Source organism: Mycolicibacterium septicum DSM 44393 (assembly GCF_000455325.1).
Classification (GTDB): domain Bacteria; phylum Actinomycetota; class Actinomycetes; order Mycobacteriales; family Mycobacteriaceae; genus Mycobacterium; species Mycobacterium septicum.
In genome coordinates, this window is record NZ_HG322951.1 from 1,841,972 (window position 1) to 1,863,821 (window position 21,850).

The following is a 21,850-nucleotide window of genomic DNA, read 5'->3' on the forward strand; positions in this document are numbered from 1 at the left end:
GTGCACAAATCGCTCTAGATCTGGCCGAGGTAGAACCGGCCGCCCTGGTCGTCGGTGCACTCGGCCATCAGCCCGTAGTCCTGTCGTGACGGCTGCTGCAACACCGTGCCGCCGGCCTCGACGACGCGGCTGACCGCGGCATCGATATCGGCGACCGTCCACATCGGCACGGTCACGGCCTGTGCGGCGCCGCCGGCCATCCCTGACATCGGTTGGCTGCCCTGAACTCCCCAGCCGTCGTCGATCCGGCCGGATTCGAAGGTCCAGAAGAACAGCCGGCTGTAGAACGCCTTGAACGCGGTCGAGTCGGGTACTTCGTAGGTGATGTACGAAAGCTCGCCCGGCCCAGCACCGTTGAGCTTGGGGCGGGGGATGACGGAGGTCGGCTGGAACACCGCGAAGGCGGTTCCGGCCGGGTCGGTGGCGTCCAGCACGGTGCCGAAGTCGAACTCCTGGGTCTCTCCGGGTTGGCCGCCGCCTGCCAGGATGGCCTGGCGGGCCCCGTCCAGGTCGGTCACCGCGTAGCAGCAGAAGAGGGTGGGCGGACCGTCGGCGTTGAAGATGCCGATGTGCTGTTCGGTGTTGGTGACCTGGCGGGTGGCCGGGTCAAAGGTCCAGCCCAGCACGTGGCCGTAGAACCGGGCGGCACGCGCGATGTCGGGTGCCCAGACCGAGACGTAGCCGACGTCGCCGTGCTGGATGGGGGTGACGGCTCCGGTCGCCGCCCCGGTCAGCATCCAGCGATGGCCGGACGGGTCGATGATCGCCGCATTGCGGGTGCCGTAGCTCTCGTAGGGCTCGCGCTGTACGAGTGCCCCCAGGTTCCTGGCGCGTTCCAGCACCGCGTCGGTGTCGGGCACCGCCAGCATCAGGCTCACCGAGTTTGCTTGTGGAGCAGGAGCTTTCAATCCCAGCTCGGGGTACTCGTCGGCCAGGTAGAGCACCCCGCCGCCCAGCTCGAGTTCGGCGTGGCCGATGCGGCCGTCGTCCATCACCACCGGTTCGCCGACCTGTACGGCCCCGAGGGCTTCGATGTACCAGGCGATGGCAGCGCGGGCGTCGGGTACGGCCAGGTAGGGGATGGCAGCGGGCCGCGGGGGCGCCGGGGTGGCCGCGGGCTCGTTCAGTTCGGCGATGGCAGTGTCGGTTCCGCTCATGTCAACTCCTTCGGCGTGGGTGGGCAGGGTGAGGGCCGATTCCAGCCGCGCGCGCAGCCGGGCCGCGAACGCCGGATCGGGGGAGACCGGGTGGTCGTTGCCGTTCAGCACGGTCAGCGGATCGTGGCTGTTGATCACGACGTCCCTCCCTCCGGTGTCGGGTACTGGGACCTGAAGGCGCGGCGGGCCCGCACCAGCAGGGCCTCGGTGGCGTGCACCGTGCGGCCGATCAGCTCGGCGCATTCGGGCACCGAGCAGTCGTCGAGGTAGCGCAGGACGAGGACGGTGCGGTGCTGTTCGGGAAGCCGGGCCAAAACCGATTCGGCCACAATGCGATCCAGTTCGGCGTCCCAGTCGTCCACCGGATCCACCGGTTCGGGCAGCTCGGCCACCGGCACACTGAACCGGTCGTGCCGCCTGCGGTAGTGATCGGCCAGTTTGTGCCTTGCCACCCCGATCAACCAGGGCACCGAGATCGGCGGCGGCGACGGTCTGCGGGCCGCGTCCATTGCGGCCAGGAACGTCTCCGACGTCAGGTCCTCGGCGGTTCCGCGGTCACCACAGCGTCGTACGAAGTAGCCGTACACCACTGGCAGAGCCTCGTCGTAGCACCTCGGCAGCACCCGCGGAGCGTCAGTTTCGGCGCTCACACCCTTATCGTCGCCGCCGGGGGCCGAACTCCGACGGGGTTGGGTCAAGAATTTTCGCCGGAAAATGATTGGCCCCGGTCGGGCCTGGTGCGTCATGGTGGTCGGCGTGGTGAACGTCGACGCATTCAAGCGGGACGGGTTTGTCAAGATCGAGCAGGCCGTTGCGGCCGAAATCGCCGATGCGGCCAGGCATCTGCTCTGGACGCAGATCGGGCTGTCCGCGGACGACCCGGCATCGTGGACCGCCCCGGTGGTGTGGGCGGCGGATCTGACCGGTGCAGGCGCGTTCGGGCAGGTGGTGGGCAGCGCCCCGCTCGCCGACGCCCTGGACCGGATCTGCGGAACCGGCGGCTGGCTTCCGCGGGGCTCTCTGGGCAACATCCCGGTCCGGTTTCCCGTAGATCCGCCCGCGCAGGACCGGGGCTGGCACGTCGATGCCAACACCCCGCTGCCCGGAGGTCAGTGGGCGGTCAGCGGCCGCCCGCACACCGTTCTGGTGCTGACCCTGCTGTCCGAGGTGGGACCCGACGATGCGCCGACGCGGGTCCGGGTGGGTTCGCACCGCGACGTGGCCGGGGTGCTCGGGCCGGAACCGGTCGACTTCGTCGAAGCCGGTGCCCTGGCGGAGGAGGCGAGCCGAGCCCGGCCGGTGGCCCACGCCACCGGACGGCCCGGTGACATGTATGTGCTCCATCCCTTCACGGCCCATGCGGCGGACGTACATCGTGGTGGCACACCGCGTTTCATGTCGCAGGGGCCCGTCATGCTCACCGAACGGCTCGGCCCGCGAGGTCCGGAGGCGCTGGCCTGTGTGTGGGACGAGCTAGCGCGGGGCTAGCGCCTCCAGCCCGGGCCGGGCCACCTCGAACGCCTCGCCGATGGCGTCTGCCAGGGCGACCGACTCGTCGGCGAGCCAGTGCTCGTACGCCGAGAGCGCGACGCCCAGCATCAGCCAGCCCACGGTCTGGGGCATCAGGTCGGCGGGTGCCGCTCCGATCCGCTGCGCCACGTAGGCCGCGATGACCTCGCGCCAACCGGCGTACATCGTCATCGAATATGCCTGCAGTCCAGCGGTTTCCAGGATCACCCGCATCCGTCGGCGGTGTTGGGCCATCTCCTGGTCGTCGTAGGTGTTGAACGACAGCAGGGCCTCGCGCAGGGCATCGGCGAGTGGGATCTCGGTGCTCAGGGAGCCGAGCAGGTCACGCAGATGCTGCAGGTGGGCGTCGAAGTCCCCCCAGGGGATGGCGTTCTTGGAGGCGTAGTAGCGGAACAGCGTGCGCCGGGCGATGCCGGCCGCCTTGGCCACGTCGTCGACGCTGACCTCGTCGAAGCCCCGGCTGGCGAACAGCGCCAGGGCGACGTCGGTGATGTGGTCCTGCGTGGTGGACGGGCGCCGACCGACGCGGGGCCCGGATGCCTGCCGCATGAAATCCGCCCTTCCATTTGTGCACTCGATGCCATATTCTTGCGACTCAGGTCACAATTGTCGAGACCCACAGTTGCAGGAAAGGTGCGATTCATGGATCAGAACCCGCAGGTCGAAACCGAAACCCAGCTCGTCACCGAGACGCTCGTCGAAGAGGTCTCGATCGACGGTATGTGCGGGGTTTACTGACAGTGTCCGCAGAGGTTACCGATATGGCTGGGCGCACTGGCGTCGTATTCGACCCGGATGTCAGCTGGCGGTTGCACCACCAGGTGGCGGTGCGGCCGGAGCCGTTCGGTGCCCTGCTGTATCACTTCGGAACCCGCAAGCTGTCGTTTCTGAAGAACCGGACGGTCGTCGAGGTGGTCAACTCTTTGGCTGATCACCCCGACGCCCGGTCCGCGTGCCGCGCGGCCGGTATCGCCGACTCCGACCAAGGCCCGTACCTGCACGCGCTGAGCGTGCTGGTGTCCTCGAAGATGCTCATCCCCGGGAACTCACAATGACTTCTGTCGCGCCTGTGCGCACGCCCGTCCCACGGCTCGTCGACCAGTTCGAAAGCGGACTCGACGCCCCGATCTGCCTGACCTGGGAGCTCACCTACGCCTGCAACCTGGCGTGCGTGCACTGCCTGTCCTCCTCGGGCAAGCGGGATCCGCGCGAGCTGTCCACGCAGCAGTGCAAGGACATCATCGACGAGCTGGAACGCATGCAGGTGTTCTACGTGAACATCGGCGGTGGCGAACCCACTGTGCGCCCGGACTTCTGGGAACTGGTCGACTACGCGACCGAGCACCACGTCGGGGTGAAGTTCTCCACCAACGGTGTGCGCATCACGCCCGAGGTCGCCGCGAAGCTCGCCGCCAGCGACTACGTCGACGTGCAGATCTCCCTGGACGGCGCCAACGCCGAGGTCAACGACGCGGTGCGCGGCAAGGGCTCGTTCGACATGGCCGTGCGTGCGCTGGAAAACCTTGCCGCCGCTGGCTTTTCCGATGCCAAGATCTCGGTGGTGGTCACCCGCCACAACGTCGACCAGCTCGATGAGTTCAAGGCGCTGGCCGACCGCTACGGCGCCACGCTGCGGATCACCCGGCTGCGCCCGTCGGGCCGCGGCGCCGATGTCTGGGACGAGTTGCACCCGACCCCGGACCAGCAGCGCCAGCTGTACAACTGGCTGGTCTCCCACGGTGAGCGCGTGCTCACGGGTGACTCGTTCTTCCACCTGTCGGGCCTGGGCGAGCCCGGTGCGCTGGCCGGGCTGAACCTGTGCGGTGCCGGCCGGGTGGTGTGCCTGATCGACCCCGTGGGTGACGTCTACGCCTGCCCGTTCGCCATCCACGACAAGTTCCTGGCCGGAAACATCCTGGAAGACACAGGTTTTGGGGCCGGATTCCAGAACGTCTGGCAGAACTCCCCGTTGTTCCGCGAGCTGCGCGAGCCCCAGTCGGCCGGCGCCTGCAGCGGCTGCGGGCACTACGACGCCTGCCGGGGCGGCTGCATGGCGGCCAAGTTCTTCACCGGTCTGCCGATGGACGGACCGGACCCCGAGTGCGTCGAAGGCTGGGGCGAGCCGGCCCTGGCACAGGAGCGCACCAAACCCAAGCCCAGCGGTGACCACTCCCGCGGTACCAAGCAGGGGCCGGTGGCACTCAAGCTGCTGACCAAGCCCCCTGCCCGAATCTGTAACGAAAGTCCGGTGTAATCCATGGCCCGTGATACCTGGTTCGAGACCGTCGCCATTGCCCAGCAACGGGCGAAGAAGCGGCTGCCCAAGTCCGCCTACTCGTCGCTGATCTCTGCCAGCGAGAAGGGTGTGACGGTCTCCGACAACGTGGAGTCGTTCGCCGAGCTGGGTTTCGCGCCGCACGTGATCGGTGCCACCGAGAAGCGTGAGATGTCGACAACCGTGATGGGGCAAGACATTTCGATGCCGGTGATCATATCGCCGACCGGCGTTCAGGCGGTGGACCCCGACGGCGAGGTCGCCGTTGCCCGCGCCGCCGCGGCGCGGGGGACCGCCATGGGGCTGTCGTCGTTCGCCAGCAAGCCGATGGAGGAAGTCACCGCCGTCAACGACAAGATCTTCTTCCAGATCTACTGGCTCGGGTCCCGTGACGAGATCGCCGAGCGCGTGCAGCGGGCCAAGGATGCCGGCGCCGTCGGGCTCATCGCCACGACCGACTGGAGCTTCAGCCACGGCCGCGACTGGGGTAGCCCCAAGATCCCGGAGCGCATGGACCTGCGCACGATGCTGCGGATGTCCCCGGAGGTGCTCACCAAGCCCCGCTGGCTGTGGAGCTTCGGCAAGCACCTGCGTCCGCCGGACCTGCGCGTGCCCAACCAGGGCCGCCGCGGCGAGCCCGGGCCGACGTTCTTCGAGGCATACGGGCAGTGGATGGGCACCCCGCCTCCGACCTGGGAGGACATCGCCTGGCTGCGTGAGCAGTGGGGCGGGCCGTTCCTGCTCAAGGGCATGGTGCGCGTCGATGACGCCAAACGTGCGGTGGATGCGGGTGTTTCGGCGATCACGGTGTCCAACCACGGTGGCAACAACCTGGACGGGACCCCGGCGGCGATCCGCTGCCTGCCTGCCATCGCCGACGCGGTCGGCGACCAGGTCGAGGTTTTGCTGGACGGCGGGATCCGCCGCGGCAGCGACGTCGTCAAGGCCGTGGCGCTCGGCGCCCGGGCCGTCATGATCGGACGTGCCTATCTGTGGGGCCTGGCGGCCAACGGCCAGGCGGGCGTCGAGAACGTGTTGGACATCCTCAGCGGTGGCATCGACTCCGTGCTGCGCGGGCTGGGCAAGTCCTCGATCCACGACCTCACGCCGGACGACATCCTGATTCCGGAAGGGTTCACCCGAACCCTCGGGGTTCCGCGCGCCGACGCCTGACGGTTGCCCCGGGCGCGCCGGGGTGCGGCGTGACAGGGGTGGCAGGAGAGACGTACGTGATGCTCACGGCCGGTGTGGGGAAAGCCAAGGCAAATCAATTGCTGCCCGTGCTCCAACAATTGGCGCACGGTAGGTGAATTCGGCCTACGATCGGCACGTGGCTTTCCCCAGCGGGCTCGGGAACTCAACGTCGAGACAGCTACGCAGCGTGTCGCCAATGTTGATCATCCCGGTGGGCTCTACCGAGCAACATGGTCCGCACCTGCCCCTGGACACCGACACGCGCATCGCCTCGGCCGTCGCCCACGAGGTCCTCGAGCACCTCGGCGGCGGTCCGGCCGGCGACTGGATGGTCGCACCTCCCGTCTCCTACGGCGCCAGCGGCGAGCACGAGGGCTTCCCCGGCACGGTGTCCATCGGCACCGCGGCTTTGCAGTTGTTGCTGGTCGAGTACGGAAGGTCCGCATCGAGCTGGGCCTCGAAACTCGTCTTCGTCAATGGTCACGGTGGGAATGTGGAGGCGCTGGCGGGCGCCGTGTCCCTGTTGCGCCGGGAGGGCCGCGATGTTGGCTGGGCCCCGTGCATTGCCGCGGGCGCCGACGCGCATGCGGGGCATACCGAAACATCTGTATTGCTACATATTTCGCCCGGCGATGTCTGGACTGACGACCTGACCGCGGGGAACACCGCCCCGCTGGCCGAGCTGATGCCCGCGATGCGCAGCGGCGGGATCGCGGCAGTCAGCGAAGTCGGTGTCCTCGGTGACCCGACAACCGCCACGGCTGCCGAGGGGGAGCGTATCTTTGCTGAAATGGTCAACGGCTGCGCCGGTCAGATTCAGCGGTGGCAGCCGGACCGGAACGGATTGCTGACATGACCGGACCGAGGCTGCCCGACGGTTTTGCCGTGCAGGTGGATCGCCATGTCAAGGTGCTCGGGGCCGGCGCGGCCCTCCTCGGCGGGTCACCGACCCGGTTGCTGCGGCTGGCGCCGACGGCGCAGACCATGCTCAACGGTGGCCGCTTGGAGGTGCACGACGCGCAGAGCGCGCAGCTGGCGCGGACTTTGCTCGACGCCACGGTCGCCCATCCCCGTCCGCCCAGCGGGCCGTCGCACCGCGACGTGACGGTCGTTATTCCGGTGCGCGACAACGTATCCGGACTGCACCGGCTGATCGCGGCGCTGCGGGGCCTGCGGGTGATCGTGGTCGACGACGGCTCGGCGGTTCCCGTAGCGCAATCGGAGTTCGCCGGGATGCACTGCGACGTGCAGGTGCTCCGGCACCTCCGCAGCAACGGTCCGGCGGCCGCCCGCAACACCGGCCTGGCCGCGTCGGAGACCGACTTCGTGGCGTTCCTCGACTCCGATGTGGTGCCGCGGCGCGGGTGGCTGGAGGCATTGCTCGGACACTTCTGCGATCCGGCGGTGGCGCTGGTCGCGCCGCGCATCGTCGGTCTGCACACCGCCGACAACGTGGTCGCCCGGTACGAGGCCGTTCGTTCGTCGTTGGATCTCGGGGTGCGCGAGGCGCCGGTCGTGCCCTACGGCCCGGTGTCCTACGTCCCGAGCGCGGCCATCATCTGCCGGCGGTCGGCACTGGCGTCGGTGGGCGGGTTCGACGAGACCATGCAGTCCGGTGAGGACGTCGACCTTTGCTGGCGCCTGGTCGAGTCCGGCGCCCGATTGCGGTACGAGCCGATCGCGCTGGTGGCCCACGACCATCGGACCGATCTGCGAGAGTGGTTCAACCGCAAGGCTTTCTACGGCACATCCGCGGCACCGTTGAGCGCCAGGCACCCGGGCAAGACCGCCCCCGTGGTGATCTCCGGATGGACGTTGATGGTGTGGCTGTTCCTGGCCATGGGGTCGTACGTCGGGTATCTGGGCTCCGTGGTGATCGCGATCATCACCGGTCGGCGCATCGCCCGCTCCCTCAGCACCGTCGACACCGAGCCCACCGAGGTCGCCGCGGTGACCGCGCGCGGACTGTGGTCGGCAGCCCTGCAGCTGTGTTCGGCGATCTGTCGGCACTACTGGCCGGTGGCGCTGATCGCCGCCCTGCTGTTCCGGCGGGCCAGGCACGCGGTGCTGGTGGCCGCGGTGCTCGACGGCGTGGTCGACTGGGCGAGCCGGCGCGGCAACGCCGACGACGACACCAAACCGGTGGGCCTGCTGGCCCATATCCTGCTCAAGCGCCTTGACGACCTGGCCTACGGGATCGGCTTGTGGACCGGGGTGGTGCGAGAACGTCAGCTGGGCGCGCTCAAGCCGCAGCTGCGGAGCTAAACCCAGTTGCAACTGTCATCCAGTCCTCCTCGCGTGCGGGACGTCCTGATCATCGGTGCCGGAAGCGCCGGATCAGTTCTGGCTGAACGGCTTTCCAGCGATCCCGGCTGCAACGTCACGGTCGTCGAGGCCGGTCCGGCGCCGAGTGACCCGCGGGTGGAGGCGCAGATCACCGACGGCCTGCGGCTGCCGATCGGGGCCGCCAGCTCGGTGGTGCGCCACTACGCGTCGGTGCTGACCGAGAATCCGCCCCGGCACACCGAGATCATCCGCGGCTCGGTGGTGGGTGGCTCCGGGGCGGTGAACGGCGGCTACTTCTGCCGGGGACTTCCCACCGACTTCGAGACCTGGGCGGTGCCGGGCTGGGGCTGGCAGGATGTGCTGCCGCATTTCCGTGCCATCGAGACCGATCTGGATTTCGACACCCCGCTCCATGGCGACAGTGGCCCGATCACCGTTCGGCGGGTACGCGAATTCGATGGTTGCACAGCATCATTCGTCGACGCCGCAACCCGGTCGGGGTTCGGCTGGATCGATGACCTGAACGGTTCGGATGCCGGTGCGGTGCTGCCCGCCGGCGTCGGTGCCGTGCCGTTGAACATCAATGGCCGCAACAGGGTTGGGCCAGGAGGTGCTTATCTGAAGCCGGCGCTGGAGCGGCCCAATCTCGAGGTGCTGACCGACACGCGGGTTCATCAGGTGTTGTTCCGCGCGAACCGCGCGGTCGGGGTGCGCTGCGATGACGGTGCGGTTCTGCGCGCTGATCGAATTGTGCTGTGTTCCGGTGCGATCGGATCTGCTCATCTGTTGCTGCTGTCGGGTGTCGGGCCGGCGGCCGACCTTGAGGCGCTCGACGTCGAGGTGGTGGCCGGCCTGCCCGTCGGAATGCACACCGTGGACCATCCGGAGTGGGTGCTCCCGGTCTCCTGGGTGCCGACCCATGACCTGCCGCCGCTGGAGGCCGTGCTCACCACGGCCGAGGGTATCGAAGTGCGGCCGTACACAGCGGGATTCGCTGCCATGGTGCACGGACCCGAACATGATCCCGCCGAACTTCCACACCTCGGTGTGGCGCTGATGCGACCGCACTCCCGCGGCCGGGTCCGGTTGGCCTCGGCGGATCCGGCGGTGGCACCGGTGATCGAGCACCGGTACGACAGCGTGGCCGAAGACGTCGACGCGCTGCGCCGGGGTGCCGAGCTGGCTCGTGAATTGGTCAGTCACACAGCTGAAGTCGGTGACGCGTTCTGGTCGACATCGCAGCATCTGGCCGGCACCGCGCCGATGGGGACCGGGCCCGACGCGGTACTCGATCCGACCTGCCGGGTGCTGGGGGTCGAGGGCCTTTGGGTCGTCGACGGGTCGATCATGCCCGCCATCACCAGCCGCGGCCCGCACGCGACCATTGCCATGATCGGTCGTCGGGCCGCTGAGTTCCTCTCGACCTGAGCCCCCGGATCACGGACAGCTGCCGACCGTCGCGGCCGGGCGCCCAGATGCTTACGAACGCCGCGGCCACTCCCAGCACCACCGCCATCACGAGCAGGGCCGAATTCGTCGCATCCAGGAACGCCTGCTTGGCCAACTCGGCGATGGCTGTTCCCTGTGGACCCGACTGCGCGGCCACGGCGAGGGCTTCGGCCAATGAGCCCAGGATTGGTTCGCGTACCTCGGCGGGCAGTCCGGTCAGCTTGGGCCCCAGGTGATTCTGGTAGTTCGCGGCCAGGATCGAGCCGGCCACCGCGATGCCGAGGGCGGCGCCGACCTCCCGGGTGGTGTCGTTGACCGCGGAGGCCACCCCCTGCTTCTCGTCCGGAACGGCTCCCATGATGGCCGATGTCGTCGGCGCCGTGCACAGGCCGATGCCGGTGCTGATGATGATCAGCGGCCAGGTGTAGTCGAGGTAGCCGGAGTCGAGCTCGAGCAGGCGCATACACATCAGCCCGGCCGCGATCACCAGCAGGCCCATCGACACGCACAGGCGCAGGCCCAGCCGGGGCAGGTACCAGTGTGTGGTGGCGCCGAGGGCCAGCACGGGAAGCATCAACGGGCACAGGGCGATTGCGGTTTGGATCGGGCTGTAACCCATGACCAGCTGGATGTACTGCATGCTGACGAAGAAGTAGCCGAAGTTCGCGAAGAACAGGAAGGTCACACCGACCGCCCCGGTGGCGAACTCGGGTTTTCTGAAGAGCCGGATATCCAGCAGTGGGTGTCGGTGTTTGAGTTGCACGACGGCGAATGCGGCGGCCAGGGCGACGCCGCCCGTCATGCAACCCCATACGAACGGGTGCGTCCAGCCGCGCACGGGAGCCTCGACCACCCCGAGCACGAACACCGCCACCGCGGCGCCGATCAGGATCGCGCCGATCCAGTCCAGCGGTGCGGCGTCCTCGTCCCGCGAGGAGGGCACGGTGCAGGTCAGGATGAACAACCCGGCTCCGGCGATCGCGAAGGTGGCGAAGATGGACTGCCATCCCCAGAAGTGCAGCAGCCCACCGGTGATCAGGAATCCGAAGACGGCGCCCGATCCGACGACGCCCGCCCAGATGCCAATCGCCTTGTTGCGCTCGGATTTCGGTACCGCCGCCGTCAGCAGCGACAGGGTGGCCGGCATGATGAAGGCCGCACCGGCTCCGGCCACCGCACGTGCGACGATCAGGTGGACGGGGTCGTCGAACACCATCGGTGCCACCGAGGCCAGGACGAACACGGCGAGCCCTGTCAGCAGGGCGCCGCGTCGGCCATAGCGGTCGCCGATCGCGCCGGCCGGGAGCAGCAGGCAGGCCAGCACCAGGGTGTATCCGTCGACCACCCAGGTGAGTTGGGCTTGGGTGGCCGCGGTCTGGCGGGCGATGTCGGGCAGCGCGGCATTGAGCGCCACCATCGATGCGATCACGATGGAGACATCCATGCAGGCCACCGCGAGCAGCCAGTACCGCTGCCGGATCGGCAGATAGGCCATGCCCGGGTCGATATCCTGGCTGGACTCGACAAGGGTGGCGGACATGCTGTGCCCTCCTTCGTCGGCAGAGTTTTGAGACTAACAGTCTCGGAGCGAGACGGTAAGTCTGTTTTTTGGAGGTGTGACGGCGAATGACACCGGAGAGCGGCGACCCGCGCCCTGCCCGATCCCGGGCCCGGCTGCTGGAGGCGGCGACGGCGCTGTTGCGGTCGGGCGGGCCCAGTGCGGTCACCGTCGACGCGGTGACCCGGGCCGCCAACGTGGCCAGGGCGACGCTGTACCGGCACTTTCCGAGCGGAAACGACTTGCTGGCAGCGGCATTTCGCGCGCTCATCCCGGCAGCGCCGATGCCGCCGGATGAGGGCACGCTGCGTGACCGGCTGATCGCGCTGGTGCAGGCGCAGGCCGACTCGATCGCCGAGGCGCCGATCAGCATCACCGCGATGTCATGGCTGGCGCTGGGCGGTGACATGGAGCAACTGCCCTGGCGCTCTGGCGACAGCGCCGAGGTACGGACCCTTCGTGAGCGGGTGGCCGAGCACTATGCGGTGCCGTTCGAAGCCATCTTCGACAGCCCCGAGGCCGTTGCCGAACTCGTCGAGGTGGATCGCACGCAGGCCGCGGCCCTGCTGCTGGGCCCGATCGTGCTGGGCAAGCTCAGCACGTTGTCGGAGTTCGACTACGCCTCATGCGTGCGGGCCGCGGTGGACGGCTTTCTCGCCACCCACCGCAGGCCCGCGGCGGACGTTCAGCGCAGCGAGTAGCGAATCGGCAGGTGCTTGAGGCCGCCGACGAACGTGGTCGCGGAAAGCTCTGGCGTCCCTGCCAATTCGATGGAGTCCAGCCGGCCGAGCAGCTCGGTGAACAAGCTGTTCATCTCCATCCGGGCCAGGGCCGCGCCGAGGCAGAAGTGCACGCCGTAGCCGAACGCCAGGTGCTTGTTCGGATCCCGCCCGACGTCGAAGCGGTGCGGGTCGTCGAACACGTCCTCGTCACGGTTGCCGGAAACGTAGGCCAGGTAGACGGAATCGCCCTTGGCGATCGGTACGCCGCGCACGGTGGTGTCGGCCGTGGCGGTGCGCATGAACTCCTTGACCGGGGTGGACCACCGGATCATCTCCTCGACCGCCGTGCCCATCAACTCCGGTTGCGCCTTCAGCCTGGCCAGCTGATCCGGATTCGCGATCAGCGCGTGCAGTCCGCCGGAGATCGCGTCCTTGGTGGTGTCGTGTCCCGCACTTGCGACGATGACGTAATAGGAGGCGGTGTCGACGTCGGACAGCGGTTCCCCGTCGATGGTGCCGTTGGCGATGGCCGACGCCAGGTCCTCGGTCGGGTTGGCCCGGCGGGACGCGGTCAGTGTCGAGAAGTAGGTGAAGAAGTCCATCAGTACCGCGAGCTGGTCCTCCAGTGAGCCACCGTCGCGCTTGTACTCGTCGTCGTCGCCGCCGAACATCTCCTGGGTGAGCATGTGCATGCGGGTGAAGTCTTCTTCGGGCAGCCCGAGCAGCGACATGATCACGTAGAGCGGGAAGTCGACGGCGATCGCGGTGACGAAATCGCACTCGGGGCCGATGTCGCGCATCTTGTCGACATAGCGTTTGGCGAGCTCGTCGACCCGGACCTTGAGATCGCGCATTGCCTTGGGGCGGAACCAATCCGCGCCGATAGCCCGAACCTTGCGGTGGTGCGGATCGTCCATGTGGATCAGCGTGCGCAGGCCCATGCCGGCCTCGAGCTGTTGCTTCGCGAGGTCGTCGGCCGCCGCGGTGGCCAGCAGCGGCCGTGGCTCGCTGATGAACAGGTCGTTGTCCCGCTCGACGGCCATGATGTCGGCGTGTTTGGTGATCGCCCAGAAGGGGCGGTAGGGCGCGTTGTCCACCCAGGCCACCGGATTGTTCGCGCGCAGATGGGTCAGCGCGGTGTGCAGCCGTACGTCGTCGGCGTAAGCCTTCGGGTCGGCGAGCACCTTCGCGGCGTCATCCATCGTCGGCGCACTCATACGGACTCCTCACATGACCGGTACTTGACGGGTGTCAATTACAACCATATGTGATCGGCGACACGTAAGGGAGGCGATTCTTGCGATCCGCCCCGTACGCTCGCAGCCATGCGGTCGGGGCGGCGCGCTGTCGCGTTGCTGGCAATGCTGGCGATGCTGGTTGCAGGCTGTGTGCGTGGTGGCGGTGAGGCGGTGACGCCCGGCCATCCGCCGGGTCCCGCGCAGGGGCACGCCCAGGGGCCGGACCCGGCCCTGGTCCGGATCGCGGCCGGAACCCTGCGCGGCGCAGTGGTATCCGACCACCGGTTGTTCGCCGGGGTTCCGTATGCCGCGGCGCCCGTGGGTGCGATGCGATTCGCCGCACCGGCTCCCGCGCCGGGATGGCCGGGGGAGCGCGACGCCACCCGCCCCGGCCCGCGGTGCATCCAGGACCCCGATTCGGATCCCGAACGCGGAGCCAACTCGGCCGAGGACTGCCTGAGCCTGAACGTCTGGACCCCGCCGGTGTCGGACGAGAAGCGGCCCGTCATGGTGTGGATCCATGGCGGCGCGTTCGCCGGCGGCAGCGGTGACATCTACGACGCGGGGCGACTGGCCGCGCGCGGGGGCGTTGTCGTGGTCACGGTCAACTACCGGCTCGGCACCCTGGGCTTCCTCGCCCACCCGGCGCTGGGGGCTGGTGGGGACGTCGGGAACTACGGTCTGGCCGATCAGCAGGCGGCGCTGCGGTGGGTGCGGGACAACATCGCCGATTTCGGCGGTGATCCGGAAAAGGTCACTGTCGCCGGTGAATCCGCGGGCGGCATGTCGGTGTGTGATCATCTGGTGTCGCCGGGCTCGGCGGGGTTGTTCCGCGCCGCGATCCTGATGAGCGCCCCGTGCCAGGCCCAGGCCGATCTCGCCGCCGCGACCCCCCGGTCCCTGGATTACGCGGCCGCCGCCGGATGTCCCGACCCCGCGACCGCCGGCACCTGCCTGCGCGCGCTCCCGGTGGATGCTCTGCGAAAGCCGGTCTGGTACTTCAATATCGGCAGTGACGAGCTGACCGGTCCGGTCACCGGATCGGCACTGATCCCCCAACCGCCGCTGGCGGCGTTCGGCACCGACCGGGCCGAACGGGTGCCGGTATTGATCGGCACCACGCGCGATGAGTTCACGCTCTTCGTGGCCTTGCGCTATCTGCGGCATGGGCAGCGTTACACGACAGGGGATTACCCGCGGTTGCTGGCAGACACCTTCGGCGCCGATGCGGCGGCCGTCGGTGCGCACTACCCGATTGATCGCTACGGCGTTGTGGCGCAGGCATATTCGGCCGCCGTCACCGACGGTGCCTTCGCCTGCGTGTCGGACCGGATCGCCGGTGAGCTGTCCCGCACCGGTCCGGTCTACGCCTACGAGTTCAACGACCGCTCAGCGCCTGCACCGGAGGTCATGCGGACCCTGCCCTTCCCGGTCGGGGCCAGCCACTCGCTGGAGCTTCGCTATCTGTTCGACGTCGGCGGGGCGCCCCCGTTGAACCCGGCGCAGCAACAGCTCTCGGATCAGATGATCGACTACTGGAGTGCCTTCGTGCGTTCCGGTGATCCCGCGGTCGACGGCCAACCGGACTGGCCGGAGTTCGACGGCTCGGGCACGCCTACCCGAATGTCGTTGCAGGCCGACGGCAGTCGCGTCGACAATGGCTATGCGCACGTTCATCAATGCCCGTTCTGGGCGGGGCTGAGGGAGAAGTGAACTCGATGGCGACACCGGATCCGCAGGCATTCGCCGAAGAGTGGGTGAATGCGTGGAACGCACACGACGTCGAGGCGGTGCTGGCCCATTTTCACGACGACGTGATGTTCAGTTCGCCCGTCGCGGCGCGCGTGCTGCCCGAGACGGGCGGAGTGGTGCGGGGCAAGGACGCGTTACGTCACTACTGGACGACGGCCTTGGCTGCCTATCCCGATTTGAACTTCGAGGTGCTGGGCACCTATCGCGGCGAATCGGCGCTGGTGATCCATTACCGCAATCAACTCGGCGGACTGGTCAACGAGGTGCTGCTGTTCGACGGCGCCCTGGTGCGCGAAGGTCACGGCACCTACCTGGACTAGAGCGTCAGGCCGGCGTCACCCAGGTGGTGATGTCGGCGTGCACCACTTCCACGCCGTTGCGGTCGGTGATGCTGACGGGGACCACGACGTCGGTGCCCTCGGTGATCGTGGCGAAATCCGGCGGTGCGAGCTCCGCGGTGGCGCGCAGTGAGGTAGTGGCCTTCGCGAGGTACTGCACGTTCATCGCCTTGGGGATCCAACGGTGCGTCGTCGGCACGGTGGCCTCCATCAACATGCCCATGGCCATCTCGGCGGCGTTGCACGACGCGATGGCGTGCACGGTGTGCAGATGGTTGTAGACGTAGAACCACTTGGGCACCGTCACCTCGGCCAGCCCCGGTTCCATGCGCACGACGTGCGGCAGGATCGACGCGAAGTAGGGCACCCGGGCCATGGCGGCGGCGGAGAACGCCCAGCTGCCACCGGGTAGCGATGACAACTTCTTCCACGCTCTGTAGGTCGGGCTGGGCTGCGTCATGTGCCAAACCTTACTCAAGAGTAAGTTCGGTGCGGGGAGCCGGGTCCGCGCCGCGCTCGTAATGTGGTGGCGGCCGCGGGCGACTTTTTCCGCCGTGGCGTCACGTACGCGGATCGCGGTCGCCGGAGCGCCGGGATACTGCCTGGAAATCCGGAAGCCGGACGCCGTTTTTCCCGGCCACGTCGACAGGCTCCGACCTGCTCGATCGCGGATTTGGAGGACGCCCGGATCTAAGGCATACTGTTCGGGTTGCCTTGCGCCGGGTATTCCTGGCCGGGCATCCGACCCGCGCCCCCACGGGCGCATCCGGTCCCAACACTAGATCGCGACTGAATTTCCAGGGCGAGAAAGTGTGCGCGAAGGCGACACGCCCGACCGCGGGGGCCGGTGGACCACAGACAGGTAAACAGCGGCGGCAACTCTCGGCGCAACCCGCGCCGGGCACCAGGCCCGACGGCGTTTCGATGGGATTCCCCATCGGGACTCCGATACGGCCGGCCGATGTACGAAGTAGAGGTAGGAGAAGCGTGGCGGGACAGAAGATCCGCATCAGGCTCAAGGCCTACGACCATGAGGCCATTGATGCCTCGGCGCGCAAGATCGTCGAGACGGTCACCCGTACCGGTGCCAGCGTGGTCGGCCCTGTGCCGCTGCCGACCGAGAAGAACGTGTACTGCGTCATTCGGTCGCCGCACAAGTACAAGGACTCGCGGGAGCATTTCGAAATGCGCACCCACAAGCGACTGATCGACATCCTCGACCCGACGCCGAAGACGGTTGACGCGCTCATGCGCATCGATCTGCCGGCCAGTGTCGACGTCAACATCCAGTAGGAGACCCGAGAAAAATGGCTAGAAAAGGCATTTTGGGCACCAAGCTGGGCATGACGCAGGTGTTCGACGAGAACAACAAAGTCGTCCCGGTGACGGTCGTCAAGGCCGGCCCCAACGTGGTGACCCTTATCCGTACCCCCGAGCGCGACGGCTACAGCGCCGTGCAGCTCGCCTATGGCGAGATCAGCCCGCGCAAGGTCAACAAGCCCGTCACCGGCCAGTACGCCGCCGCTGGTGTCAACCCGCGCCGCCACCTGGCTGAGCTGCGGGTCGACGAGGCTGCTGCCGCCGAGTACGAGGTGGGCCAGGAGCTGACCGCCGAGATCTTCGCCGACGGTGCTTACGTCGACGTGACCGGCACCAGCAAGGGCAAGGGCTTCGCCGGCACCATGAAGCGTCACGGCTTCGCCGGCCAGGGCGCCTCGCACGGCGCCCAGGCGGTGCACCGCCGCCCCGGCTCGATCGGTGGCTGCGCCACCCCGGGCCGCGTGTTCAAGGGCACCCGGATGTCGGGCCGTATGGGCCACGACCGGGTGACCACGCAGAACCTCAAGGTTCACAAGGTCGATGCCGAGAACGGCGTGCTGCTCATCAAGGGCGCCATCCCCGGACGCAACGGTGGTCTGGTGGTTGTCCGCAGCGCAATCAAGCGAGGCGAGAAGTAATGACTTTGAAGATTGACGTTAAGACGCCGGCCGGCAAGACGGATGGTTCCGTCGAGCTGCCCGCCGCACTGTTCGACGTCGAGCCGAACATCGCGCTGATGCACCAGGTGGTCAACGCACAGCTGGCCGCCAAGCGCCAGGGCACCCACGCGACGAAGACTCGCGCGCAGGTCTCCGGTGGCGGCAAGAAGCCGTACCGCCAGAAGGGCACCGGCCGGGCTCGTCAGGGCTCGACCCGCGCGCCGCAGTTCACCGGTGGTGGCGTCGTGCACGGCCCGCAGCCGCGCGACTACAGCCAGCGGACCCCGAAGAAGATGATCGCGGCCGCCCTGCGCGGAGCGCTCTCGGACCGGGCCCGCAACGAGCGGATCCACGCGATCACCGAGCTGGTCGAGGGTCAGAACCCGTCGACCAAGAGCGCCAAGGCGTTCCTGAGCACGCTGACCGAGAACAAGAAGGTTCTCATCGTCATCGGTCGCACCGATGAGGTCGGGCTCAAGAGCGTCCGCAACCTGCCCGGTGTGCACGTGATCTCGCCGGATCAGCTCAACACCTACGACGTGCTCAATGCCGACGACCTGGTGTTCAGCGTCGAGGCGCTGAACGCGTACATCTCGGCGAACACGAAGGACGAAAAAGAAGGAGCGTCGGTCTGATGGCAACAATTACAGACCCCCGCGACATCATCCTGGCCCCGGTCATCTCGGAGAAGTCGTACGGGCTGATCGAGGACAACGTGTACACGTTCGTCGTGCACCCGGACTCCAACAAGACGCAGATCAAGATCGCCATCGAGAAGATCTTCGACGTCAAGGTGAGCTCGGTGAACACGGCCAACCGGCAGGGCAAGCGCAAGCGCACCCGCTCGGGTTTCGGTAAGCGCAAGGACACCAAGCGCGCCATCGTCACCCTGGCTGCCGGCAGCAAGCCGATCGAACTTTTCGGAGCCCCGGCGTAACGCCGGGAACTAAGAGGATTTAACTGATATGGGAATTCGCAAGTACAAGCCGACGACCCCGGGTCGTCGCGGTTCGAGCGTCTCCGATTTCGCCGAGATCACTCGCTCGACTCCGGAGAAGTCGCTCATCCGTCCGCTGCACGGCACCGGTGGGCGTAACGCGCACGGCCGCATCACCACCCGGCACAAGGGTGGCGGCCACAAGCGCGCATACCGCCTCATCGACTTCCGTCGCCACGACAAGGACGGCGTCAACGCCAAGGTCGCTCACATCGAGTACGACCCGAACCGCACCGCGAACATCGCGCTGCTGCACTACCTGGATGGCGAGAAGCGCTACATCATCGCGCCCCAGGGACTGAAGCAGGGCGACGTCATCGAGCAGGGGCCGAACGCCGACATCAAGCCCGGCAACAACCTGCCGCTGCGCAACATCCCCGCCGGCACCGTGATCCACGCTGTGGAGTTGCGGCCCGGTGGCGGTGCCAAGCTGGCCCGTTCGGCCGGTGTGAGCATCCAGCTGCTGGGTAAGGAAGGCACTTACGCCTCGCTGCGTATGCCGTCCGGTGAAATCCGTCGCGTCGACGTGCGCTGCCGCGCCACCGTCGGCGAGGTGGGCAACGCCGAGCAGGCCAACATCAACTGGGGCAAGGCCGGCCGTATGCGGTGGAAGGGCAAGCGCCCGACCGTCCGTGGTGTCGTGATGAACCCGGTCGACCACCCGCATGGTGGTGGTGAAGGCAAGACCTCCGGTGGCCGCCACCCGGTCAGCCCGTGGGGCAAGCCCGAGGGCCGCACCCGCAAGCCCAACAAGCCGAGCGACAAGCTCATTGTCCGTCGCCGGCGCACCGGCAAGAAGCGCTAGGCCGCGGAAGGAGTAGCAGCGATGCCTCGTAGTCTCAAAAAGGGTCCGTTCGTCGACGACCATCTTCTCAAGAAGGTCGACGTTCAGAACGACAAGAACACCAAACAGGTCATCAAGACCTGGTCGCGTCGGTCGACCATCCTCCCCGACTTCATCGGGCACACCTTTGCGGTGCATGACGGCCGCAAGCATGTCCCGGTGTTTGTCACCGAGGCGATGGTCGGGCACAAGCTCGGCGAATTCGCCCCGACGCGCACCTTCAAGGGTCACATCAAGGACGACCGGAAGAGCAAGCGGCGATGAGTACCACAGTCACTGAATACCCGTCCGCACAGGCGAAGGCGCGCTTCGTGCGCGTCTCGGCGAGCAAGGCCCGCCGCGTCATCGACCTGGTCCGCGGCAAGAGTGTCGAGGAAGCCCTCGACATCCTGCGGTGGGCGCCGCAGGGCGCCAGCGAGCCGGTCGCCAAGGTGATCGCCAGCGCTGCGGCCAACGCGCAGAACAACGAGGGCCTGGACCCGACGACGCTGGTGGTCGCGACCATCACCGCCGACGAGGGCCCGACCGCCAAGCGCATCCGTCCGCGTGCCCAGGGGCGTGCGTTCCGGATCCGCAAGCGCACCAGCCACATCACCGTGATCGTGGAGAGCCGTCCGCCCAAGCAGAAGGGTGCGTCCGCCGGTTCGGCGCGTAGCCGTCGTGCTCAGGGCAGCAAGGCCGCCGCCGCGAAGGGCACGGCCGAGACGAAGGGAGGCTCGGAGTAGTGGGCCAGAAGATCAATCCCCACGGTTTCCGGCTCGGTATCACCACCGAGTGGAAGTCCCGGTGGTACGCCGACAAGCAGTACAAGGACTACGTGAAGGAAGACGTCGCCATCCGGCGTCTGCTGGCCACTGGTCTTGAGCGCGCCGGCATCGCCGACGTGGAGATCGAGCGCACCCGGGACCGGGTCCGCGTCGACATCCACACCGCGCGTCCCGGCATCGTCATCGGTCGCCGTGGCACCGAGGCCGACCGCATCCGCGCCGACCTGGAGAAGCTGACCGGCAAGCAGGTTCAGCTCAACATCCTCGAGGTGAAGAACCCTGAGTCGCAGGCTCAGCTCGTCGCCCAGGGTGTCGCGGAGCAGCTGAGCAACCGCGTGGCGTTCCGTCGCGCGATGCGCAAGGCGATCCAGTCGGCCATGCGTCAGCCCAACGTCAAGGGCATCCGGGTGCAGTGCTCGGGCCGCCTCGGCGGTGCTGAGATGAGCCGCTCGGAGTTCTACCGCGAGGGTCGGGTTCCGCTGCACACGCTGCGTGCGGACATCGACTACGGCCTCTACGAGGCCAAGACCACCTTCGGCCGCATCGGCGTGAAGGTCTGGATTTACAAGGGCGACATCGTCGGTGGCAAGCGTGAGCTCACCGCCGCCGCGCCGGCCAGTGACCGGCCGCGTCGTGAGCGTCCGTCGGGCACCCGGCCGCGTCGTAGCGGTGCGTCGGGCACCACGGCGACGAGCACCGAGGCCGGCCGCGCCGCGACCGGAGACGATGCACCGGCCGCAACCGAGGCCGCGGCTGCTTCGGCGCCCGCAGCTGAGAGCACGGAGAACTAATCATGCTGATTCCCCGCAAGGTAAAGCACCGCAAGCAGCACCACCCACGGCAGCGTGGCATCGCCAGCGGCGGCACGTCGGTGAGCTTCGGTGACTACGGCATCCAGGCCCTCGGCCACGCCTACATCACCAACCGGCAGATCGAGTCCGCTCGTATCGCCATCAACCGGCACATCAAGCGTGGCGGCAAGGTGTGGATCAACATCTTCCCGGATCGCCCGCTGACCAAGAAGCCCGCCGAGACCCGCATGGGTTCCGGTAAGGGTTCGCCGGAGTGGTGGATCGCCAACGTCAAGCCCGGACGCATTTTGTTCGAGATCAGCTACCCGGACGAGAAGATCGCCAAGGAAGCTCTGACTCGCGCAATCCACAAGTTGCCGATCAAGGCACGCATCGTGAGTCGAGAGGAGCAGTTCTGATGGCAGTGGGAACTACGCCTGGTGAACTGCGCGAACTGTCCGACAACGAGTTGAAGGACAAGCTGCGCGAGTCGAAGGAAGAGCTGTTCAACCTGCGCTTCCAGATGGCGACCGGTCAGCTGGCCAACAACCGTCGGCTGCGCATTGTGCGCCAGGAGATCGCACGGGTCTACACCGTGCTGCGTGAACGTGAGTTGGGTCTGGCTTCCGGACCCGTTGGTGAGGATTCGTAATGGCAGATACCAAGGGCCCCAAGCACACCCCGGCCACCGAGACGCCGCGCGGCCGTCGCAAGACCGCCATCGGCTACGTGGTCAGCGACAAGATGCAGAAGACCATCGTGGTCGAGCTGGAAGATCGTAAGAGCCACCCGCTCTACGGCAAGATCATCCGGACCACCAAGAAGGTCAAGGCGCACGACGAGAACGGCGATGCCGGTATCGGCGACCGCGTCTCGCTGATGGAGACCCGGCCCCTGTCGGCCTCCAAGCGGTGGCGGCTGGTCGAGGTTCTGGAGAAGGCCAAGTAGCCTTCTCTGTTCCGCGCGAGCAGAC

At 67.5% G+C, this 21,850-nt stretch carries 28 protein-coding genes; 22 read left to right on the plus strand and 6 right to left on the minus strand.

Annotation, left to right across the window (positions count from 1 at the left end):
- Positions 1–14: 14 nt before the first annotated feature.
- Positions 15–1,295, minus strand: coding sequence for a VOC family protein (locus TX88_RS08620; protein ID WP_110917914.1), 1,281 nt, complete (start codon positions 1,293–1,295; stop codon positions 15–17).
- Entirely contained in the window at positions 1,292–1,807 is a 516-nt protein-coding gene (locus TX88_RS08625) for an RNA polymerase sigma factor (protein ID WP_044516075.1), read from the minus strand. Before TX88_RS08625 ends, TX88_RS08620 begins: the two co-directional genes overlap by 4 nt.
- Before the next feature lie 64 nt (positions 1,808–1,871).
- Here TX88_RS08625 and TX88_RS08630 point away from each other — a divergent pair, with 64 nt between their 5' ends.
- The gene (locus tag TX88_RS08630; protein ID WP_244438385.1) at positions 1,872–2,645 is read left to right on the plus strand and encodes a phytanoyl-CoA dioxygenase family protein; all 774 of its coding nucleotides are present in this window, start codon (positions 1,872–1,874) and stop codon (positions 2,643–2,645) included.
- Here the strand turns inward: TX88_RS08630 and mftR are convergent.
- Entirely contained in the window at positions 2,631–3,236 is a 606-nt protein-coding gene (mftR, locus tag TX88_RS08635; protein ID WP_044516078.1) for a mycofactocin system transcriptional regulator MftR, read from the minus strand. The genes TX88_RS08630 and mftR overlap by 15 nt on opposite strands.
- Before the next feature lie 93 nt (positions 3,237–3,329).
- On the opposite strand from mftR, the gene mftA reads away from it, so the two are divergent.
- The 7 genes from mftA (at position 3,330) to mftG (ending at position 9,870) form a co-directional block, all read left to right on the plus strand.
- Positions 3,330–3,425 (plus strand): mycofactocin precursor MftA, encoded by a 96-nt coding sequence (gene mftA / locus TX88_RS33225; RefSeq protein ID WP_019344466.1) that lies wholly within the window; start codon positions 3,330–3,332, stop codon positions 3,423–3,425.
- A gap of 23 nt (positions 3,426–3,448) precedes the next feature.
- Complete coding sequence (mftB, locus tag TX88_RS08640) at positions 3,449–3,742, plus strand: mycofactocin biosynthesis chaperone MftB (RefSeq protein WP_019344465.1); 294 nt, start codon at positions 3,449–3,451, stop codon at positions 3,740–3,742.
- Positions 3,739–4,941 carry a mycofactocin radical SAM maturase gene (gene mftC, locus TX88_RS08645; RefSeq protein ID WP_044516081.1) on the plus strand — a complete coding sequence of 401 codons (1,203 nt, stop codon included), beginning with the start codon at positions 3,739–3,741 and terminating at the stop codon, positions 4,939–4,941. The genes mftB and mftC overlap by 4 nt, the downstream gene beginning before the upstream one ends.
- A gap of 3 nt (positions 4,942–4,944) precedes the next feature.
- Positions 4,945–6,135: a pre-mycofactocin synthase MftD gene (gene mftD / locus TX88_RS08650; RefSeq protein ID WP_044516082.1), complete on the plus strand. Its 1,191-nt coding sequence runs from the start codon at positions 4,945–4,947 to the stop codon at positions 6,133–6,135.
- A gap of 133 nt (positions 6,136–6,268) precedes the next feature.
- Positions 6,269–7,012: a mycofactocin biosynthesis peptidyl-dipeptidase MftE gene (gene mftE, locus TX88_RS08655; RefSeq protein WP_084621837.1), complete on the plus strand. Its 744-nt coding sequence runs from the start codon at positions 6,269–6,271 to the stop codon at positions 7,010–7,012.
- A complete protein-coding gene (gene mftF, locus TX88_RS08660) occupies positions 7,009–8,421 on the plus strand; it encodes a mycofactocin biosynthesis glycosyltransferase MftF (RefSeq protein ID WP_044516085.1) in 1,413 nt (470 codons plus the stop codon). The genes mftE and mftF overlap by 4 nt, the downstream gene beginning before the upstream one ends.
- 33 nt (positions 8,422–8,454) lie before the next feature.
- A complete protein-coding gene (gene mftG / locus TX88_RS08665) occupies positions 8,455–9,870 on the plus strand; it encodes a mycofactocin dehydrogenase MftG (RefSeq protein ID WP_044516086.1) in 1,416 nt (471 codons plus the stop codon).
- On the opposite strand, the gene TX88_RS08670 is transcribed toward mftG, so the two are convergent.
- On the minus strand, positions 9,800–11,431 hold the full coding sequence (locus tag TX88_RS08670; RefSeq protein ID WP_044516088.1) for an MFS transporter: 1,632 nt from the start codon (positions 11,429–11,431) through the stop codon (positions 9,800–9,802). The genes mftG and TX88_RS08670 overlap by 71 nt on opposite strands.
- Positions 11,432–11,517: 86 nt before the next feature.
- Between TX88_RS08670 and TX88_RS08675 the strand changes: the two genes are divergently transcribed.
- Positions 11,518–12,150, plus strand: a complete 633-nt coding sequence (locus TX88_RS08675; protein WP_044516089.1) for a TetR/AcrR family transcriptional regulator — start codon at positions 11,518–11,520, stop codon at positions 12,148–12,150.
- On the opposite strand, the gene TX88_RS08680 is transcribed toward TX88_RS08675, so the two are convergent.
- A complete protein-coding gene (locus TX88_RS08680; RefSeq protein ID WP_044516091.1) occupies positions 12,135–13,388 on the minus strand; it encodes a cytochrome P450 in 1,254 nt (417 codons plus the stop codon). The two genes, TX88_RS08675 and TX88_RS08680, sit on opposite strands and share 16 nt — an antisense overlap.
- Positions 13,389–13,496: 108 nt before the next feature.
- Here TX88_RS08680 and TX88_RS08685 point away from each other — a divergent pair, with 108 nt between their 5' ends.
- Positions 13,497–15,122, plus strand: a complete 1,626-nt coding sequence (locus TX88_RS08685) for a carboxylesterase/lipase family protein (RefSeq protein WP_044516092.1) — start codon at positions 13,497–13,499, stop codon at positions 15,120–15,122.
- A 5-nt stretch (positions 15,123–15,127) separates the two neighbouring features.
- The gene (locus TX88_RS08690; protein ID WP_044519220.1) at positions 15,128–15,481 is read left to right on the plus strand and encodes a nuclear transport factor 2 family protein; all 354 of its coding nucleotides are present in this window, start codon (positions 15,128–15,130) and stop codon (positions 15,479–15,481) included.
- A 4-nt stretch (positions 15,482–15,485) separates the two neighbouring features.
- Here the strand turns inward: TX88_RS08690 and TX88_RS08695 are convergent, their stop codons facing one another.
- The gene (locus tag TX88_RS08695) at positions 15,486–15,959 is read right to left on the minus strand and encodes a hotdog fold domain-containing protein (protein WP_044516094.1); all 474 of its coding nucleotides are present in this window, start codon (positions 15,957–15,959) and stop codon (positions 15,486–15,488) included.
- A 527-nt stretch (positions 15,960–16,486) separates the two neighbouring features.
- Here TX88_RS08695 and rpsJ point away from each other — a divergent pair.
- Genes rpsJ through rpsQ form a run of 11 tightly spaced genes read left to right on the plus strand, consistent with a single transcriptional unit; the run spans position 16,487 to position 21,825 of the window.
- Positions 16,487–16,792: a 30S ribosomal protein S10 gene (rpsJ, locus tag TX88_RS08700; protein ID WP_003883485.1), complete on the plus strand. Its 306-nt coding sequence runs from the start codon at positions 16,487–16,489 to the stop codon at positions 16,790–16,792.
- Positions 16,793–16,806: 14 nt separating this feature from the next.
- On the plus strand, positions 16,807–17,457 hold the full coding sequence (rplC, locus tag TX88_RS08705; protein WP_044516127.1) for a 50S ribosomal protein L3: 651 nt from the start codon (positions 16,807–16,809) through the stop codon (positions 17,455–17,457).
- Entirely contained in the window at positions 17,457–18,113 is a 657-nt protein-coding gene (gene rplD / locus TX88_RS08710) for a 50S ribosomal protein L4 (RefSeq protein ID WP_044516129.1), read from the plus strand. Before rplC ends, rplD begins: the two co-directional genes overlap by 1 nt.
- Positions 18,113–18,415, plus strand: coding sequence for a 50S ribosomal protein L23 (rplW, locus tag TX88_RS08715; RefSeq protein ID WP_044516131.1), 303 nt, complete (start codon positions 18,113–18,115; stop codon positions 18,413–18,415). The genes rplD and rplW overlap by 1 nt, the downstream gene beginning before the upstream one ends.
- Positions 18,416–18,443: 28 nt before the next feature.
- Positions 18,444–19,280 carry a 50S ribosomal protein L2 gene (gene rplB, locus TX88_RS08720; protein ID WP_044516133.1) on the plus strand — a complete coding sequence of 279 codons (837 nt, stop codon included), beginning with the start codon at positions 18,444–18,446 and terminating at the stop codon, positions 19,278–19,280.
- A gap of 21 nt (positions 19,281–19,301) precedes the next feature.
- A complete protein-coding gene (rpsS, locus tag TX88_RS08725) occupies positions 19,302–19,583 on the plus strand; it encodes a 30S ribosomal protein S19 (protein ID WP_044516135.1) in 282 nt (93 codons plus the stop codon).
- Positions 19,580–20,044, plus strand: a complete 465-nt coding sequence (gene rplV, locus TX88_RS08730; RefSeq protein WP_044516137.1) for a 50S ribosomal protein L22 — start codon at positions 19,580–19,582, stop codon at positions 20,042–20,044. The genes rpsS and rplV overlap by 4 nt, the downstream gene beginning before the upstream one ends.
- Positions 20,044–20,877, plus strand: coding sequence for a 30S ribosomal protein S3 (gene rpsC, locus TX88_RS08735; RefSeq protein WP_044516139.1), 834 nt, complete (start codon positions 20,044–20,046; stop codon positions 20,875–20,877). The genes rplV and rpsC overlap by 1 nt, the downstream gene beginning before the upstream one ends.
- 2 nt (positions 20,878–20,879) lie before the next feature.
- A complete protein-coding gene (gene rplP / locus TX88_RS08740; RefSeq protein WP_036441254.1) occupies positions 20,880–21,296 on the plus strand; it encodes a 50S ribosomal protein L16 in 417 nt (138 codons plus the stop codon).
- Entirely contained in the window at positions 21,296–21,529 is a 234-nt protein-coding gene (gene rpmC / locus TX88_RS08745; RefSeq protein WP_044516143.1) for a 50S ribosomal protein L29, read from the plus strand. Before rplP ends, rpmC begins: the two co-directional genes overlap by 1 nt.
- Positions 21,529–21,825 (plus strand): 30S ribosomal protein S17, encoded by a 297-nt coding sequence (gene rpsQ, locus TX88_RS08750; RefSeq protein ID WP_044516145.1) that lies wholly within the window; start codon positions 21,529–21,531, stop codon positions 21,823–21,825. Before rpmC ends, rpsQ begins: the two co-directional genes overlap by 1 nt.
- Positions 21,826–21,850 lie beyond the last annotated feature (25 nt).